Source organism: Dactylosporangium sp. NPDC005572 (assembly GCF_040605515.1).
In the GTDB taxonomy this organism is placed as follows: domain Bacteria; phylum Actinomycetota; class Actinomycetes; order Mycobacteriales; family Micromonosporaceae; genus Dactylosporangium.
Window position 1 is genome coordinate 1 of sequence record NZ_JBEXCY010000269.1, and the last position, 14,291, is coordinate 14,291.

A 14,291-nucleotide genomic window follows, 5' to 3' on the forward strand; every position below is an offset into this window, starting at 1 on the left:
CCAGGAGTTGCAGACCGCCATGCTCGCCGCCGCCGGCCTGTCCAACCGGGAGGTCGGCCAGCGGCTGTTCGTGTCGCACCGCACGGTCAGCTCGCACCTCTACCGGATCTTCCCGAAGCTCGGCATCACGGGCCGGGCGCAGCTGCGCGACGCGCTGGAGGCGCTGCAGCACCATCCGGGCTGAACAGCGCGTCGAGCGCGGGCCGCAGCGGCGCGAGCGCGGCCCGCAGCAGGTCCGGCAGCGAACCCGCCGGCACCACGATGCCGGGCAGCGGCTCGGTCGCGGCCCGCAGCCAGTGCCGGATCGCCACCCTGGCCGCGGCCCCGACGGCGGCGGCGAGGGCCTCGGCGGCCAGTGGGTCGACGTCCGGGGCGCGGGCGACGATGGCGGCGACGAGCGGGCCCTCGATCGCGGTGACCGTGTCGGCGTAGCAGGCGCGCAGGGCCGGGCTCCGCATGAGCAGCATGAACGCCTCGGGCGCCGGCTCGGTGTAGTGCGCCACGACCGCGTCGACCACGGGGCGGTCGGCCGCGAACAGTCGGCCCGCGGTCACGCCGGCGACGATCGCCTCCTCGCGGCTGGAGAAGTAGTTGTTGTACGTGCGCGGCGACACGCCCGCCGCCTCGGCGATGTCGTCGACGCGGACGTTCTCGGGCCCGCGCTCCAGCGCGAGCCTGAGCGCCGCCGTGCGCAGCGCCTCCCGGGTGGCCTGCTTCTTGCGCTCCCTGAGTGACACGGTCGATTGTCACACATTCTTTCGGTCACGCAAAATTGCGTGCACGCAAGTTGTCGCGGTACCGTGGCCGCCATGCGAGCCAAGGGCATGACCTACGACACCGGCTTCGTCCAGGACGGCCGGAACTCGATCGAGCGCCTCGACCCCGACGTGGTCCGGCGCGAGCTGACCATCATCCGCGACGACCTGCACTGCACCGCCGTCATGCTGGTCGGCGGCGACCCGTCCCGGCTGGAGTCGGCGGGCCGGACCGCCGCCGCACTCGGCCTGGAGGTGTGGTTCGCGCCGTACCCGCTCGACCTCACCCCCGACGACATCCACGCGCTGTTCGTGGACTGCGCCGAGCGGGCCGAGCGGCTCCGGTCGGCGGGCGCCGAGGTCGTCCTCGTCGCCGGCGTCGAGCTGAGCCTCATGAACCGCGGGTTCATCCCGGGCGAGCGCATCGAGGACCGCCTCGCCGGCCTGTTCGCCGACCGGGACCGCATCGCCGCCGTCCGCACCCGTCTCAACGACTTCTTCGGTACCGCCGTGCCCGCGATCCGGGACCGCTTCGGCGGCCGGCTGACCTACGCGGCGATCCAGTTCGAAGGCATCGACTGGGACCCGTTCGACATCGTGACGTACGAGCTCATCCGGTCGGCCGAGGTCGCGGACCGCTTCCGCGCCGGCGTGCGGACCCTGGCCGCCCAGCCCAAGCCCCTCGCGGTCACCGGCTTCGGCACGGCAACCTGGCGCGGCGCCGCCGACGTGGCGCCCCGAAGCATGGAGGTCCTCGAGGGCGGCCGGTTGAACGGCGTGTACGAACGCGACGAGGCCGGCCAGGCCGCGTACCTGGGCGAGTTGCTGGACATCTTCGCCGAGGAGGGCGTGGACAGCGCCTTCGTCCACCTGTTCGCGCTGCACAACCTCCCGCACCGCCCGGACGGCGACCCGCGCGACGACCTGGACCTGGCCAGCCTGGGCATCGTGAAGGTCTACGAGGACCGCACGGGCACGACGTACCCGGACCTGCCGTGGGAACCGAAGGAGGCGTTCGCGTCGATCGCCGCCCGCTACGGCGGCTGAGGCGCGGCCGCCGTTTACGGTTTCATTGATCCCGCGGCGACCGTGGGCCGTACCATCGCGCGGTGCGCATCGAGATCACGTATGCCAAGCCGCAGGCCTACTACCGCCGGCATCTCGCGGCCGGCGCCATGCGCGCCCTGTGGCTCCGGCTGACGGTCGTGGCCGGACTTGCGGTGCTCGGCTCGCTGGTCGTGGCCTACGGCGACGACGTCGAGGGGTTCACCGCGGTCTGGATCGGTGGGATATTCGTCGTCTTCATCGCCGGTGTGCTGTGGGGGGCGCGGCGCCGGTACGTCGAGCTTGTCACCGCGCCCGACTTCTGGTGCGAGCCGCGCACCTACGTCGTCGACGACGAGGGCCTCCACCGCGGCCACGACCTGTCGGCCGTCACCTATCGCTGGCCGCTCGTCCTCCGCGTCACCGTCATCCCGGAGGCCTTCGTCTTCCACCTCGAGCACTACGGCATCTTCGACCTGCCCCGCGCGCCGTTGACCGGCGAGCAGGAGGCCGAGCTCCAGCAGTTCCTGGCCGACCGCGACAACTCAGCCGCAGCGGCCTAGAGACCTCGGACCTCCCGACGCCTTGTTCGGTGGCGCTCCCGAACAAAGCGGTCGAGACAGTCATCACTCTTGAACAAGCGTTTGGTTCGTACCTAAGATAAGCCCATGCATGGGTTGTCACTGGCCGGCCGGACGGCGCTCGTTACCGGAGGTGCCGGGGGGATCGGCGCGGCCATCTGCCGGGATCTGGTCGAATGCGGCGCCCGCGTGGTCGTCGCCGACATCGACGTCGACCGCGCCAAGGAGCTCGCCGCCGGGCTGCCGGACGCGACCGCGGCCGGGGTCGACCTGGACGACGCCGCGTCGATCGAACGCTGCGCCAACGAGGTCGGGCCGGTCGACATCCTCGTCAACAACGGCGGCGTGACGAAGGTCGAGCGGTTCGCCGAGAGCGACCCCGCCCACTGGGACCGCCTCTGGCGGATCAACCTGCGCGGCCCCATGCTGCTCAGCCGCCTGCTCGTGCCGGCCATGGTCGAGCGCAACTGGGGCCGCGCGGTGTTCATCTCGTCCGACAGCGCGCGGGTCGGCGCCGGCGGCGAGGTGGTGTACTCGAGCGTCAAGGCCGGCCTGCTCGGCCTGGCCAAGTCCCTCGCGCGGGAGACCGCCCGGTTCGGCGTGACCTCCAACGTCGTGTGCCCCGGCATGGTCGACACCCCGCTGCTCCGCTCGGTGGCGAAGGAGAAGCCGGCGCTGCTGGAGACGATGGTCCGGCTGGTGCCGCAGCGGCGCATCGGCGACCCCGAGGACGTGTCCGGCCTGGTCGCCTTCCTGTGCACGCCGCGCGCGAGCTATCTCACCGGGCAGGTCTTCAGCGCCAGCGGTGGCATGACGATGTCGTGAGATGCGCAACCGCGAGAAGGCGACGTACCACGCGCGCCGCGAGGCCGTGCTGGCGGTGGCCCGCGACCTCTTCGCCGAGCGCGGCTACCGGGCCACGACGGTCCGCGACATCGCCGAGGCGTCGGGTGTCCTCTCCGGCAGCCTGTACCACTACTTCGACTCCAAAGAGACGCTCATCGACGAGATGCTGTCAAGCTATCTCGATGAGCTCATCCTCGTGTACCGCAGCGTCGTCGCGACGGGCGGCGACGCCCAGTCGACCCTGGCCGGCCTGGTAGCGGCCGCCTTCGCCGCACTGGACCGGCACCGCGCCGCCGGCCTGGTCCTGCACACCGAGCGCCACCACCTGGCCCGCCTGCCCCGCTTTGCCCACCTGGTCGAGCGCGAGACCGAGATCGAGCACCTCTGGTCGACGGTGATCGAACGCGGCAAGACGAGCGGCGAGCTGCGCCCCGACATCGACGAGCGCCTGACGTACCGCTTCGTCCGCGACGGCGTCTGCGCCGCCGCCCGCTGGTCCCGCCCGGCGACGGAGCTCGCCGGGCAGTTCCAGGCCCTGCTACTGGACGGCCTGCGGGGCTGACGGCTATGCGGTCTGCAGGACGGCGGCGCTGCCGTAGCTGCCGCCGAAGCCCGCGACCAGGGCCGTGCGCGCGCCCGGGACCTGGTTCGCCGGGGCCTCGCCGCGCAGCTGGCGCACCGCCTCCAGGACGTTGTTGAAGCCGTGCAGGGACCCCTCCGACAGCAGGCCGCCGTGCGGGTTCACCGGTACCGCGCCCGTCGGGGCCGTCTCGCCCGACCGCACGAGTTCGCCGGACGTTCCCGGGGCGCACAGGCCGAAGTCCTCCATCTGCTGGAGCTGCAGCGGCGCGTAGGCGTCGTAGAGCAGTGACACGTCCACATCGGACGGTCCCAGGCCGGCCGCCGAGTACACCAGCGGCGCCACGTAGTGGGAGAAGAGGCGGGCGCCGTCCGCGGCGCGGGCGATGTTCGACGAGCCGGGGCCGCCGGCCCGTTCGGCGGCCCGGATCAGGACCGGGGCGTGGCCGCCGGAGCGGGCGCGCTCGACCGACGTCACGACCAGCGCGGCGGCGCCGTCGTTCTCCTGGCAGCAGTCGACCAGCCGCAGCGGGGACGCGACGAACGGGCTCGCCAGGTACTCGTCCAGCGTCATCGGGTCGCGCCGCGTCGCCCGTTCGTTGCGGGCCGCGTTCGCGCGCGACCGCAGTACGACCGCCGCCGTGTCCTGCTCGTCCAGCCCGCGCTCGGAGAGGAAGCGGCGCGCCACCATCGCGAACAGGTGGACCGGGCCCCGCATGCCGTACGGCGCGACGAACTCCTCCTCGGCGCCGGCGCCGACCCGCAGCGCGCTCTGCCCGAGGCGCTTGCCGGTGCGCCCGTTGAGCGACCGGAACACCACGACCGTGCGGGCGGCGCCGGCCTCGACCGCGCGGGCCGCGTCGCCGAGGATCGACGCGCTCTGCGAGCCGCCGCCGGCGATGTCGTTGTGCCAGCGGACGCTCGGCAGGCCCAGACCCTCGATGAGGTACTGCACCGCGATGGTGTCGTTCAGCCCGTACGTCAGCACGCCGTCCACCTCGGGCACCTCGAGCCCGGCGTCGGCGACGGCGGCGCGGACCGCGTCGAGGGCCATGTCCAGCACGGTCCGGCCGGACGCGCGGTACAGCGGCGTCGCCCCGATGCCGGCAATGGCGGCCCGGGTCATGCGTCCTCCGCTTCGCTCCGGCCGCATGCCTTCCAATCTGAGCCCATGATGACCGGCCTCCTCCGCTTCGCTCCGGAACCGGTCATGTCGCGTCCCGCACGATGAGCGCGTCGAGCGCCTCGACGACGTCGCCGCGGACGTACAGCGGGTTGACCTCCAGGGCCTGGTACTGCCCGCGCAGCCCGCCGCCGGCCCGGGCCATCGCGGCGATCGCGGCGACCAGCCGTTCCCGGTCGGCGGGCGGTATCCCGCGCACGCCGTCGAGCAGCGCGCGGCCGCGCAGCTCGTCGAGCATCCGGCCGATCTCGTCGTCGGACACCGGCAGCCCGCGCCACGCGGTGTCGCGCAGCGCCTCGGCGAGCACCCCGCCCAGGCCGACGGTGAGCAGGGGACCCCACTGCGGATGGTCCAGGACGCCGACGATCAACTCGACCCCTCCGGTCCGCATGGGGGAGACCAGCACGCCGTCGGTGCCGGCGGCCCGCTCGAACGCCGCCGCCACGGCCGCGGGCTCGCGGACGTCGAGGACGACCCCGCCCACGTCCGACTTGTGCGCGAGCCCGGGACTGCTCATCTTGACCGCGACCGGGAAGCCGACGCGGAACGCGGCGGCCACCGCGTCGTCCGCGCTCGACGCCAGGACCGCGGGGACGAGCGGCACGCCGAAGCGCCCCAGCACCTCGCGGGCGACGTGCTCGGACAGCGCGTCGGGAAGGGGGACGACGGACGGCGCCTCCGGAGCCGGGGGAACCGTCGCCTGCGACCACCACAGGGCCCGCGCCAGCGCGTGCAGGCCGTGGTGGACGCCCGGCAGGCTCCACTCGATGCCGAGCTCGCGCTGCAGCAGCTCACGGCCGGGCGTCAGCTCGGCGTACGTCGTCTCCAGCAGCAGTACCGGCAGCGGCCCCGACGAGGACACCTCGCGCAGGTCCGCGAAGAGCCGCTCCAGCACCCGCGCCGCGGGCGTGCCCGGGTCGGGCAGGTCGAGGGCGACCACGACGAGGTCGAGCCCGCCGTCGGCGGCGAGGGCGTCGAGCAGCCGCCGGAACACCGTCGGGTCGGTGACGAACGCGCCGGTGACGTCGAGCGGGTTCGAGACGGCGACCTCGGTCTGGAGCACCTCGTCGATCCGCGCGCGGGTCGCCGGCCGCAGCGCCGGCAGGTCGAGCCCGGCGGTCTGCGCCTCGTCGGCGATGAGCGTGCAGCGGCCGCCGGAGGGGGAGAGCACCGCGACCCGGGGGCCCGGCAGCCGGCCGGTCCGGGCGAGCAGCCCGGCGACGATGACGAGGTCCTCGAGCGAGTCGACCTCGACGACGCCGTGCTGGCGCAGTAGCCCGGCGAGGATCGCGTGGTCGTTGGCCAGCCCGCCGGTGTGGGCGGCGCTCACCCGCTGGCCGGCGTCGGTGCGCCCGACCTTGAGCAGCACGACGGGCACGCCGGCGGCCAGGGCGCGGGTGGCGGCGTCGAGGAAGGCCCGGGGCCGGCGCACCGACTCGGCGAACACGGCGATGCAGCGGCTGCGGCCGTCGTCGAGCAGCGCGTCGATGACGTCGGCGCAGTCGACCACGCTCTCGTTGCCGGTGGTGACCACGTGGCTGATGCCGACCCCGTGGGCGTTGGCCAGCCGCAGTACCGCACGCGACAGCCCGCCGCTCTGGCTGACGACGGCGACCGTGCCCACCGCCGGCAGTTCCAGCCCGGAGGCGAGCATCCCGACGCCGTCGCACAGGTTGAGCAGGCCGAGGCTGTTGGGGCCGAGCACGCGCAGGCCGGTCTCCGCGGCCAGCGCGGCGAGTTCGGCCTGCCGCTGCTGCCCGTCGGTGCCGGCCTCGGCGAACCCGGAGGCGAGCACGACCGCGTTGCGCACGCCGATGCCGGTCGCCTCGCGCAGCGCCGGCAGCACCCGCTGGGCGCTGAGCACCACGAATGCGGTGTCCACATCGGACAGTTCGGTCAGGCTGCGGGCCACGGGGCGGCCGAACTGCCGGCCGCCCTTCGGGTTGACCAGGTGGACCGGGCCGCCGCCGACGGTGTCGAGGTTGTGCAGCAGCGACCGGGTCCAGACCGAACCCTCCGAGGCGCCGACGACGGCGATGCCGTTGGGACGAAGAAAACTCATGCGTCCTCCGCTTCGCTCCGGCCGCCTGAGCTCCATCCTGAGCCCATGATGAGCGGCCTCCTTCGCTTCGCTACGGAACCGCTCATGCGACCACTCCAAAGTTCGGAACGAGCCCGAAGCCCTCGCGCTCCTCGAAGACGACGTGGACCGGCATGCCGATGTGGACCGACGACGGGTCGCCGCCCACGACGTTGCCGAACGCGCGGGCGCCTTCCTCGAGGTCGATCCAGGCGATGACGTACGGCGTGGCCTCGGTGAAGCCGGGCGCGGCGGCCCGGCCGTGCACGACGCTGAACGTGTAGACCGTGCCGGCGCCGCTCACCTCCCGCCAGACGAGCGAGTCGGAGCGGCCGCACGCGGGGCAGCGGTCGATGGGGAAGTGGTGCCAGTGGTCGCAGTGGTCGCAGCGCTGCAGCACGAGCCGGCGCTCCTGCGCCGCCGCCCAGTACGGCGCGGCGAGGTCGCTGACGACGGGGGCCGGGGGCGTCATCACAGCTGCCGGATGACGGAGCCGGAGCGGTTCCAGGGCATCAGCAGCCGGCCGATGAGCTGGACGACCATGGAGAACACCAGGCCGACGAGGGCGACCACGACGATGCCGACGTACGTCTGGCCGAGCACGAGCGTGGTGCGGCCCTGCTCGATGACGTGACCCAGGCCGTTGCCGCCGAGGACGAACTCGACGCCGACCAGGATGAGCACCGACACGCCGGCCGCGATCCGCAGGCCCACGAAGATCTCCGGCAGCGCGGCCGGCAGCATCACGTGCCGGAACATCTGCCAGGTCGACAGGTTGAGCGTGACGCCCGCCTCGCGGTAGCCCGCCGGCACCGCGAGCATGGCCGACATCGTGGAGATCCAGATGAAGAAGAAGACGGTGACCGCGATCAGGGCCACGACCGGCAGCTCGCCGAAGCCGAAGACGGTGAGGAACACCGGCAGCAGGGCCAGCTTCGGTACCGTGTACAGCGCGTTGAGCAGCGGGTCGAGCGCCGCGCGGATCGGCCGCCACAGCCCCATCGCCACCCCGAAGAGCGCGCCGACGGCCGACCCGATGACGTAGCCGAGCCCGGTGCGGCGCAGGCTGGCCAGCAGGTCCGGCCACAGCGAGTCGCGCTGCCACATGTCCCAGGCTGAGCGGACGATGTCGACCGGCGACGGGTAGAGCCGCCGGTCGATCCAGCCGGCGTCGCAGGCGACCTGCCACAGCACGGCGAGCAGCAGCGGCACGCCGACACCGAGCGCCAGGTCGCGCGTGCGCAGCAGGCGGGCCCAGCGCTCCGGGGCGAGCTCCTGGCGGCCCGGCGCCCGCAGGATCCGGCGGGTCTCGGCCCGCGTCAGGGTCTGACTAGGCATCGGTACCTCCCGTCACGGTCGCCAGGTAGGCGTCGACCTCGTGCCGCAGGCAGTCCCACAGCTGCGCCTTCAGGTCGGCGAACGCGGCCGAGTCGCGCACCGCGGCGGCCCGGGGCCGCTCGAACGGCACCTCGGTCGAGCGCACGACCCGTCCGGGCCGGGCGCTCATCACCACGACCCGGTCGCCGAGCAGGATCGCCTCCTCCAGGCTGTGCGTCACGAACACCACCGTGCGCCGGTCCCGCTGCCACAGCCCGAGCAGCTCCTCCTGGAGCACCTGGCGCAGCTGGGCGTCGAGCGCCGCGAACGGCTCGTCCATGAGCAGGATCTCCGGGTCGAGCGCGAAGGCCCGGGCGATGCCGACCCGCTGGCGCATGCCGCCGGAGAGGGTGCTGGGGTACGCCGTGCGGAACTCGGCGAGGCCGAGCTGGCCGAGCCAGTGGTCGGTGCGGCGGCGGGCCTCCGCCCGGCCGAAGCCGTTGACCTCCAGCGCGAAGCGGACGTTCTGCTCGACGGTCTTCCAGGGGTAGATGCCGTGATCCTGGAAGACCATCGACAGCGGTACCTTGCCGTCGCCGCGGGTGGCGATGGTGACCTCGCCGGCGGTGGGCCGCAGGATCCCGGCGACGATGCGCAGGAACGTGGACTTGCCGCAGCCGGAGGGGCCGACGACGCAGACGAACTCGCCGTCGTCGATGGTGAGGTCGAGCGGGCCGAGGCCGGACACGGCGCCGAAGTCGCGCCGGACGCCCTCGGCCAGGATGGCGGCGGTTTCGGTCGGCATGGTCAGCGTCCCTCGACCGCGTCGGTGTAGTACGAGCGGTCGACCAGCTCGGACTCGGCGATCGCCGTCTTGTAGTCGACCCGGCCGAGCTGGAGGAACCAGTCCTGCTCGCGCTGGGTGGTGCCGGCCCGGATCTCCCAGTCGAAGACCAGCGACGGCGTGCCCTTGATCGCTTCCGGGGTGGCGCCGGTCGCCGCGGCGATGGCCTGCACGGCGTCGGGGTCGCTCTGGTAGTCGCCGGAGAGGTACGTGTTGATGGTCCGCACCAGGGCCCGCACGAACGCGACGCCGGCGGCCCGCTTCTCCTTGGCGAGGGCCGGGCCGAAGAAGAACCCGCCGAGCGGCTCGCCGGCCGGCTGGGTGGCGACGAGGACGTAGTTGCTGTCGTTGGCGATCGGCAGCCAGTAGGGGTCGACGAGCCAGGCCATGTCGGCGGCGCCGTTCTTCAGCGCGGTCACCTGGTCGGCGCTGGGGATCTTGACGATCTCGACGTCGTTGACCGAGATGCCGCTGCTCTTGAAGGCCTCGGCCATCGGGTACGTCGTGGAGCTGGTGAAGCCGACGTTGCTGGCCAGCTTCTTGCCCTTGAGCTGGGCGAGGTCGGGCTTGGCCGGGTCGGTGAAGAGGCTCTTGCGGGCCCACAGCCCGGTCTGGGCCTTCGCCGGGTCGGCCGCGTCGGGCGGGTAGAAGTTGCCGGCGACCCAGGTGAGGTCGATGTCCTTGTTCACGGCGTTGAAGAAGCCGGCCTCGAGCGAGCCGGTGGTGCCGTCGAGGTTGCCGGACAGCACCTGGGGTACCGCGTCGGCGAACGGCAGCACGACGATCTCGACGTCGAGGTTCTCCTTCTGGAACTCGCCTTTGCTCTGGGCGAGCAGCAGCGGCGCGATGAACTCGGCCTTGACCGCGGTGGCGAAGCGCAGCTTGACCGTCTGCGGCAGCGGCCGGGGGCCGGGCAGGCCCTTGTCGCACCGGGCGACCGGGCGCTTGGCGTCGCGGTTGGCCGGGTCGGACTTGCCCCCGGTACCACACGGGCTGCCCGCGACGGTCGACTCGGCGACGGGGGTGCCGCCACCGCCGTTGCAGGCCGAGGACAACAACAGGGCGGTGATGACGGTCGCGGTGGAAAGAACGGACCTGCGCGGCATGGCGGTCTCCTTGAGCGGCGGGGACACAGGCGGCCGTCTCGTTCCTATCAGCGGGCACTCTCTTGGTCAAGCGCTTGTTTGATCACCGGGATCCGGCGACGCTGGAGCGATGCAGACGCCAGTCGGGCCGGCGGCCCGGTTCTTCGAGGACTTCACCGTCGACGAGGAGTTCCTCACGCAGGGCCGCACGGTGACCCAGACCGACCTCACGTTCTGGTCGATGTTCACCGGGGACTTCAACCCGATCCACGTCGACAGCGCCTTCGCGCGCGAGCACAGTCCCTTCGGCACGGTGGTACCGCAGGGCCTGCTGGCCGTCGCGATCGCCTCCGGCCTGCAGGAACGCCTCGGCATCTTCGCCGGGACGGGGCAGGCGATGCTCGGCCAGACGATCACGTTCGCGGCCGCCGTGGTGGTCGGCGACACGCTGCGGGTGCGGCTCACAGTGCGCGCCCTGACGCCGTCGCGGCGGCCGCGCACCGGGCGCGTCGCGTTTGACTATGGGATCGAGGTGGTCGAGCGCGGCGTCACGGCCGTGACGGGCACCCTCGACGTGCTCTGCCTGCGGCGGGAGGCCGTTCGGGAGGCTGGTTCGGAGGCCGGCGCCGGGAGCTAGTCAAGCAATCGCTTGTTTAATACAGTGGGTCCATGCCAACCTTCGACGCGAAGCAGTTCCGGCAGGTGCTGGGGCACTACCCGACGGGGGTCACCGTCATCACGGCGTGCGGCGACGACGGCGTGCCGGTCGGCATGGCGGTCGGCTCGTTCACCTCGGTGTCGCTGGACCCGCCGCTGGTCGCGTTCTTCCCGGACAAGAGCTCCACGACGTTCCCGAAGATCCACGCCGCCGGCGCCTTCTGCGTCAACGTGCTCGCCGCCGACCAGGAGCACATCTGCCGGGCGATGGCCGCCAAGGGCGCCGACAAGTTCGCCGGGATCGCCTGGCGGCGGCTGCCGTCCGGCGCCCCCGTCCTCGACGGCGCGGTCGCCTGGATCGACTGCGAGCTGGACGTGCTGCACGAGGCCGGCGACCACTACATCGCCGTGGGGCGGGTGCTCGGGCTCGACATCGCGCGGCCCTCGCTGCCGCTGGTGTTCTTCCAGGGCGGCTACGGGCGGTTCGCCCCGATGTCGCTGACCGCGCCCGCCGAGCCCGACCTGGCCGAGCTGCTGTGGCAGGTCGACCTGGCCCGGCCCACGATGGAGCAGGTCGCCGCCGACCTCGGGGTGGAGTGCCTGGCCACCGCCCTGGTCGGCGGCGAGCTGGCGATCCTGGCCTGCACCGGGCGGCCGAACGGTCGTTCGGTCCCGACCCGGGTCGGGCAGCGCATCCCGTTCGTCCCGCCGCTGGGCGGGCCGTTCGTCGCCTGGGCCGGCGAGGCCGCGGTGGCGCAGTGGCTGGCCCGCGCCGCGCCGTCCGACGTGCTGCGGCACCGGGAGGTGCTGGCCCGGGTGCAGGAGCGCGGCTGGTCGCTCGGCCTGGGCAGCGCGTCGCACCGGGAGCTGGAGGTGGCGCTGGCGCTCCTGCCGCTGCGCGGGCCGCGGGAGCAGGAGTGGCAGCACGTGCGGCGGGTGGTCGACCGGCTCGGCGGGGAGTACGAGCCCGAGGATCTCGGTGCCCGCGCGACCTACCAGGTGCGCAACCTCAACGTGCCGGTCTTCGGGCCGGACGGCGACGTGGTACTGCTGCTGAGCATCTACGGGCTGCCGCACGAGTCGGCGCTGGCGGACGTGTACCGGTACCGCGACCGGATGCTGCTGGCCGCGGAGGCCGTGACCGCCGCGCTGGGCGGCCGCCGGCCCGTGGTTGCCGGGCCGGCGGCCTGACGGCTCAGCGGGGCGGCTGGTTCGACAGCCGCGAGCCGGGGAACGGCGCCAGCAGCCCCTCCTGCCACGGCCCGGTGAGGAACTCCCGGGCCGTGCGCCGCCACTTCAGGAGCCGCTCGTCGCCCGGCACCTCGTCGTCGAGGCCGAGCGTCGCGTCGTACGCCCGCTGTACCGCCAGATGCGAGTCCATGTCGGTGCCCCAGAACGTGACGACCTCGGAGTCGCTGAGCAGCACCTCGTACAGCCCGACCAGGCGGTGGTTGTAGTCGGCCAGGATCGGGGCCCGCTGCTCACGCACCGCGGCGAGGTAGTCCAGGGCCGCGCCGGGCCGCACGGTCGCCACGTCGTAGAGGAAGAACGGCGCGGTGTACCCCTCGGCGCGCAGCGCCTGGAGGTCCGGCGTGCCGGGCACCCCGCCCATCGGGCGGGAGTACGCGTGGTGGCGCATGCCGTCGATGTTCGACAGGAACAGCCGCGGGTCGACGTTGTCGTAGATGTCGAGCATCTGCCGCCAGCCGCCGTCCCAGCCGCCGATGCAGTCCCACAGCGTCACGGCCTTGAACTGCACGTGCCCGGTGATGCCGACGGCGTAGAACGCGCCGACCAGGTCGATGTCGTGGGAGCGGACCGACATGCCGCTGGTGAGCTCGGGGTCGCCGGTCGAGCGGTCCTCGTCGGCCCGCTTGTAGCCGGTCAGCCAGCTCAGGTAGTCGAGCGGGCGCTGTGAGTGCATGGGATGGAAATAGACCTCTTCGAGCAGGTAGATACCCCGGGGCACGGCGGTTCCCTCCTTGACCTAGCGCTTGATTGGCCCAATCTAAAGTGCTGGAAATTCAGGGTCAACGCCCAACCAAGCGTTTGGTAGGATCGCCGCATGCGGTTCGGCGTCAACCTCGGTCTGCTGCACCCCGCCGTCTGGAGCGACGTCGCCGTCGCCGCCGACGAGCTCGGCTTCGAGTCGGTCTGGATCCCCGAGCACCTCGTCTTCACCACCGACATGGCCGACTCGGCGTACCCGGGCGCGGCCGACGGCGCCCCGCCTGTGCCGCCGGACACCCCGCTGTTCGACGCGCCGACGTTCCTGGCCGCCATCGCCGCCCGGACCCACCGGATCAAGCTCGGCACGTACGTCTACCTGTTCGGCCTGCGCCATCCGCTCATCGCGGCCCGCGCGTTCGGTACCCTCGACTGGATCTCCGGCGGCCGGGCCCTGGTCGGGGTCGGCGCGGGCTGGCTCGCCGCCGAATGGCGGGCCGTGGAGCTGGAGTTCGGCAGCCGCGGCAAGCGCCTCGACGAGGCGATCGAGGTGGCCAAGCGGCTGTGGACCGAGCCGGTCGTCGACCACCACGGGCGCTTCTACTCGTTCGACGACGTCGTCTTCGCGCCGAAGCCGGTCGCGCAGCCGCACCCGCCGCTGCTCGCCGGCGGCGAGGGACCCGCGTCGCTGCGCCGGGCGGTCCGGCTGTGCGACGGCTGGATCAGCATGCCGCACACGCTGTCGAGCGCGAGCCCGCAGGTGCATGCGCTCCACAAGCTGCTGGAGTCGGAAGGGCGCGATCCGGCCGGGTTCCAGACCACGGTCAGCGCGTTCGAGGCCCCGCCGTCGGAGATTGAGCACTTCGCCGCCCTGGGCGTGCACCGCCTGATCGTCCGCCCGGCCGTCCGCTCGCGGGACGCGGTGGCGCAGCTGACCGAGTTCGCCGACCGGTACGGGGTCGTCCGATGATGGACCCGGAGGTGCTGCCGGCGGCATTGGCCTTCGGCCGGCTCGACTTCACGAATCCCGCGGCGCTGCGGCGCGACGCCCCGGCGGGGTTGCGGGTTCACCGCCCGGAGGGCGTGACCGGCGACCTGCCCGTGGTGGTGTGGTGTCACGCGGGCGGCTTCTGCATCGGCTCGGCGGCCGAGGACGATCCGCTGTGTGCGCGGCTCGCCGCCGGCACCGGGGCGATCATCGTGGCGGTCGACTATCGGCTCGCGCCCGAGCACCCCTATCCGGCCGCGCTCGACGACGTCTGGGAGACGCTGACCTGGGTCTCCTCGGGCGGGCTGCCGGGCGCCGACCCGTCCCGGATCGCCGTGGCGGGTGCCAGCGCCGGGGCCGGCCTGGCGGCGGGGTCGGCGCTGCT

At 72.9% G+C, this 14,291-nt stretch carries 17 protein-coding genes; 9 read left to right on the forward strand and 8 right to left on the reverse strand.

Annotated elements, in window-relative coordinates; genetic code table 11:
* The coding region (locus tag ABZS66_RS55330; RefSeq protein WP_354771967.1) for a helix-turn-helix transcriptional regulator at positions 1 to 184 on the forward strand (184 nt) is incomplete at its 5' end.
* On the opposite strand, the gene ABZS66_RS55335 is transcribed toward ABZS66_RS55330, so the two are convergent.
* Positions 126 to 737: a helix-turn-helix domain-containing protein gene (locus tag ABZS66_RS55335; protein WP_354771971.1), complete on the reverse strand. Its 612-nt coding sequence runs from the start codon at positions 735 to 737 to the stop codon at positions 126 to 128. The genes ABZS66_RS55330 and ABZS66_RS55335 overlap by 59 nt on opposite strands.
* Before the next feature lie 72 nt (positions 738 to 809).
* On the opposite strand from ABZS66_RS55335, the gene ABZS66_RS55340 reads away from it, so the two are divergent.
* The 4 genes from ABZS66_RS55340 to ABZS66_RS55355 all read left to right on the forward strand — a co-directional run bounded on the left by ABZS66_RS55340 (position 810) and on the right by ABZS66_RS55355 (position 3,788).
* Positions 810 to 1,802, forward strand: coding sequence for a hypothetical protein (locus ABZS66_RS55340; protein ID WP_354771973.1), 993 nt, complete (start codon positions 810 to 812; stop codon positions 1,800 to 1,802).
* Positions 1,803 to 1,864: 62 nt separating this feature from the next.
* On the forward strand, positions 1,865 to 2,362 hold the full coding sequence (locus ABZS66_RS55345; RefSeq protein WP_354771975.1) for a YcxB family protein: 498 nt from the start codon (positions 1,865 to 1,867) through the stop codon (positions 2,360 to 2,362).
* A gap of 105 nt (positions 2,363 to 2,467) precedes the next feature.
* The gene (locus ABZS66_RS55350) at positions 2,468 to 3,205 is read left to right on the forward strand and encodes an SDR family NAD(P)-dependent oxidoreductase (protein WP_354771977.1); all 738 of its coding nucleotides are present in this window, start codon (positions 2,468 to 2,470) and stop codon (positions 3,203 to 3,205) included.
* 1 nt (position 3,206) lies between these two features.
* Positions 3,207 to 3,788, forward strand: coding sequence for a TetR/AcrR family transcriptional regulator (locus ABZS66_RS55355; protein ID WP_354771979.1), 582 nt, complete (start codon positions 3,207 to 3,209; stop codon positions 3,786 to 3,788).
* Between the two features lie 3 nt (positions 3,789 to 3,791).
* Here ABZS66_RS55355 and ABZS66_RS55360 read toward each other — a convergent pair whose 3' ends face one another.
* From ABZS66_RS55360 to ABZS66_RS55385, 6 genes are all read right to left on the reverse strand, one after another.
* Positions 3,792 to 4,931, reverse strand: a complete 1,140-nt coding sequence (locus ABZS66_RS55360; protein ID WP_354771981.1) for a lipid-transfer protein — start codon at positions 4,929 to 4,931, stop codon at positions 3,792 to 3,794.
* 82 nt (positions 4,932 to 5,013) lie between these two features.
* A complete protein-coding gene (locus tag ABZS66_RS55365; RefSeq protein ID WP_354771983.1) occupies positions 5,014 to 7,050 on the reverse strand; it encodes an acetate--CoA ligase family protein in 2,037 nt (678 codons plus the stop codon).
* 82 nt (positions 7,051 to 7,132) lie between these two features.
* A complete protein-coding gene (locus ABZS66_RS55370) occupies positions 7,133 to 7,540 on the reverse strand; it encodes a Zn-ribbon domain-containing OB-fold protein (RefSeq protein WP_354771985.1) in 408 nt (135 codons plus the stop codon).
* Positions 7,540 to 8,406 carry an ABC transporter permease gene (locus ABZS66_RS55375; RefSeq protein WP_354771987.1) on the reverse strand — a complete coding sequence of 289 codons (867 nt, stop codon included), beginning with the start codon at positions 8,404 to 8,406 and terminating at the stop codon, positions 7,540 to 7,542. The genes ABZS66_RS55370 and ABZS66_RS55375 overlap by 1 nt, the downstream gene beginning before the upstream one ends.
* Complete coding sequence (locus ABZS66_RS55380) at positions 8,399 to 9,190, reverse strand: ABC transporter ATP-binding protein (RefSeq protein WP_354771989.1); 792 nt, start codon at positions 9,188 to 9,190, stop codon at positions 8,399 to 8,401. The genes ABZS66_RS55375 and ABZS66_RS55380 overlap by 8 nt, the downstream gene beginning before the upstream one ends.
* A gap of 2 nt (positions 9,191 to 9,192) precedes the next feature.
* The gene (locus ABZS66_RS55385; RefSeq protein WP_354771991.1) at positions 9,193 to 10,335 is read right to left on the reverse strand and encodes an ABC transporter substrate-binding protein; all 1,143 of its coding nucleotides are present in this window, start codon (positions 10,333 to 10,335) and stop codon (positions 9,193 to 9,195) included.
* Positions 10,336 to 10,444: 109 nt separating this feature from the next.
* Here ABZS66_RS55385 and ABZS66_RS55390 point away from each other — a divergent pair, with 109 nt between their 5' ends.
* Positions 10,445 to 10,951 (forward strand): MaoC/PaaZ C-terminal domain-containing protein, encoded by a 507-nt coding sequence (locus ABZS66_RS55390; protein ID WP_354771993.1) that lies wholly within the window; start codon positions 10,445 to 10,447, stop codon positions 10,949 to 10,951.
* A gap of 32 nt (positions 10,952 to 10,983) precedes the next feature.
* Complete coding sequence (locus tag ABZS66_RS55395) at positions 10,984 to 12,162, forward strand: flavin reductase (RefSeq protein ID WP_354771995.1); 1,179 nt, start codon at positions 10,984 to 10,986, stop codon at positions 12,160 to 12,162.
* Positions 12,163 to 12,166: 4 nt separating this feature from the next.
* Here the strand turns inward: ABZS66_RS55395 and ABZS66_RS55400 are convergent, their stop codons facing one another.
* On the reverse strand, positions 12,167 to 12,940 hold the full coding sequence (locus ABZS66_RS55400) for a hypothetical protein (protein ID WP_354771997.1): 774 nt from the start codon (positions 12,938 to 12,940) through the stop codon (positions 12,167 to 12,169).
* A gap of 96 nt (positions 12,941 to 13,036) precedes the next feature.
* Here ABZS66_RS55400 and ABZS66_RS55405 point away from each other — a divergent pair, with 96 nt between their 5' ends.
* Both ABZS66_RS55405 and ABZS66_RS55410 read left to right on the forward strand, forming a co-directional pair.
* Positions 13,037 to 13,888, forward strand: coding sequence for a TIGR03619 family F420-dependent LLM class oxidoreductase (locus ABZS66_RS55405; RefSeq protein ID WP_354771999.1), 852 nt, complete (start codon positions 13,037 to 13,039; stop codon positions 13,886 to 13,888).
* On the forward strand, positions 13,885 to 14,291 hold a 407-nt coding region (locus ABZS66_RS55410; protein ID WP_354772001.1), incomplete at its 3' end, for an alpha/beta hydrolase fold domain-containing protein. The genes ABZS66_RS55405 and ABZS66_RS55410, both read left to right, overlap by 4 nt.

What these genes read in the sequence shown, in the direction of transcription:
- ABZS66_RS55380 (WP_354771989.1), bottom strand. Translation starts at nt 9,190, where the DNA reads ATGCCGACCGAAACCGCCGCCATCCTGGCCGAGGGCGTCCGGCGCGAC.
- ABZS66_RS55355 (WP_354771979.1), top strand. Translation starts at nt 3,207, where the DNA reads ATGCGCAACCGCGAGAAGGCGACGTACCACGCGCGCCGCGAGGCCGTG.
- ABZS66_RS55395 (WP_354771995.1), top strand. Translation starts at nt 10,984, where the DNA reads ATGCCAACCTTCGACGCGAAGCAGTTCCGGCAGGTGCTGGGGCACTAC.
- ABZS66_RS55370 (WP_354771985.1), bottom strand. Translation starts at nt 7,540, where the DNA reads ATGACGCCCCCGGCCCCCGTCGTCAGCGACCTCGCCGCGCCGTACTGG.
- ABZS66_RS55365 (WP_354771983.1), bottom strand. Translation starts at nt 7,050, where the DNA reads ATGAGTTTTCTTCGTCCCAACGGCATCGCCGTCGTCGGCGCCTCGGAG.
- ABZS66_RS55390 (WP_354771993.1), top strand. Translation starts at nt 10,445, where the DNA reads ATGCAGACGCCAGTCGGGCCGGCGGCCCGGTTCTTCGAGGACTTCACC.
- ABZS66_RS55360 (WP_354771981.1), bottom strand. Translation starts at nt 4,931, where the DNA reads ATGACCCGGGCCGCCATTGCCGGCATCGGGGCGACGCCGCTGTACCGC.
- ABZS66_RS55405 (WP_354771999.1), top strand. Translation starts at nt 13,037, where the DNA reads ATGCGGTTCGGCGTCAACCTCGGTCTGCTGCACCCCGCCGTCTGGAGC.
- ABZS66_RS55340 (WP_354771973.1), top strand. Translation starts at nt 810, where the DNA reads ATGCGAGCCAAGGGCATGACCTACGACACCGGCTTCGTCCAGGACGGC.
- ABZS66_RS55375 (WP_354771987.1), bottom strand. Translation starts at nt 8,406, where the DNA reads ATGCCTAGTCAGACCCTGACGCGGGCCGAGACCCGCCGGATCCTGCGG.
- ABZS66_RS55350 (WP_354771977.1), top strand. Translation starts at nt 2,468, where the DNA reads ATGCATGGGTTGTCACTGGCCGGCCGGACGGCGCTCGTTACCGGAGGT.
- ABZS66_RS55385 (WP_354771991.1), bottom strand. Translation starts at nt 10,335, where the DNA reads ATGCCGCGCAGGTCCGTTCTTTCCACCGCGACCGTCATCACCGCCCTG.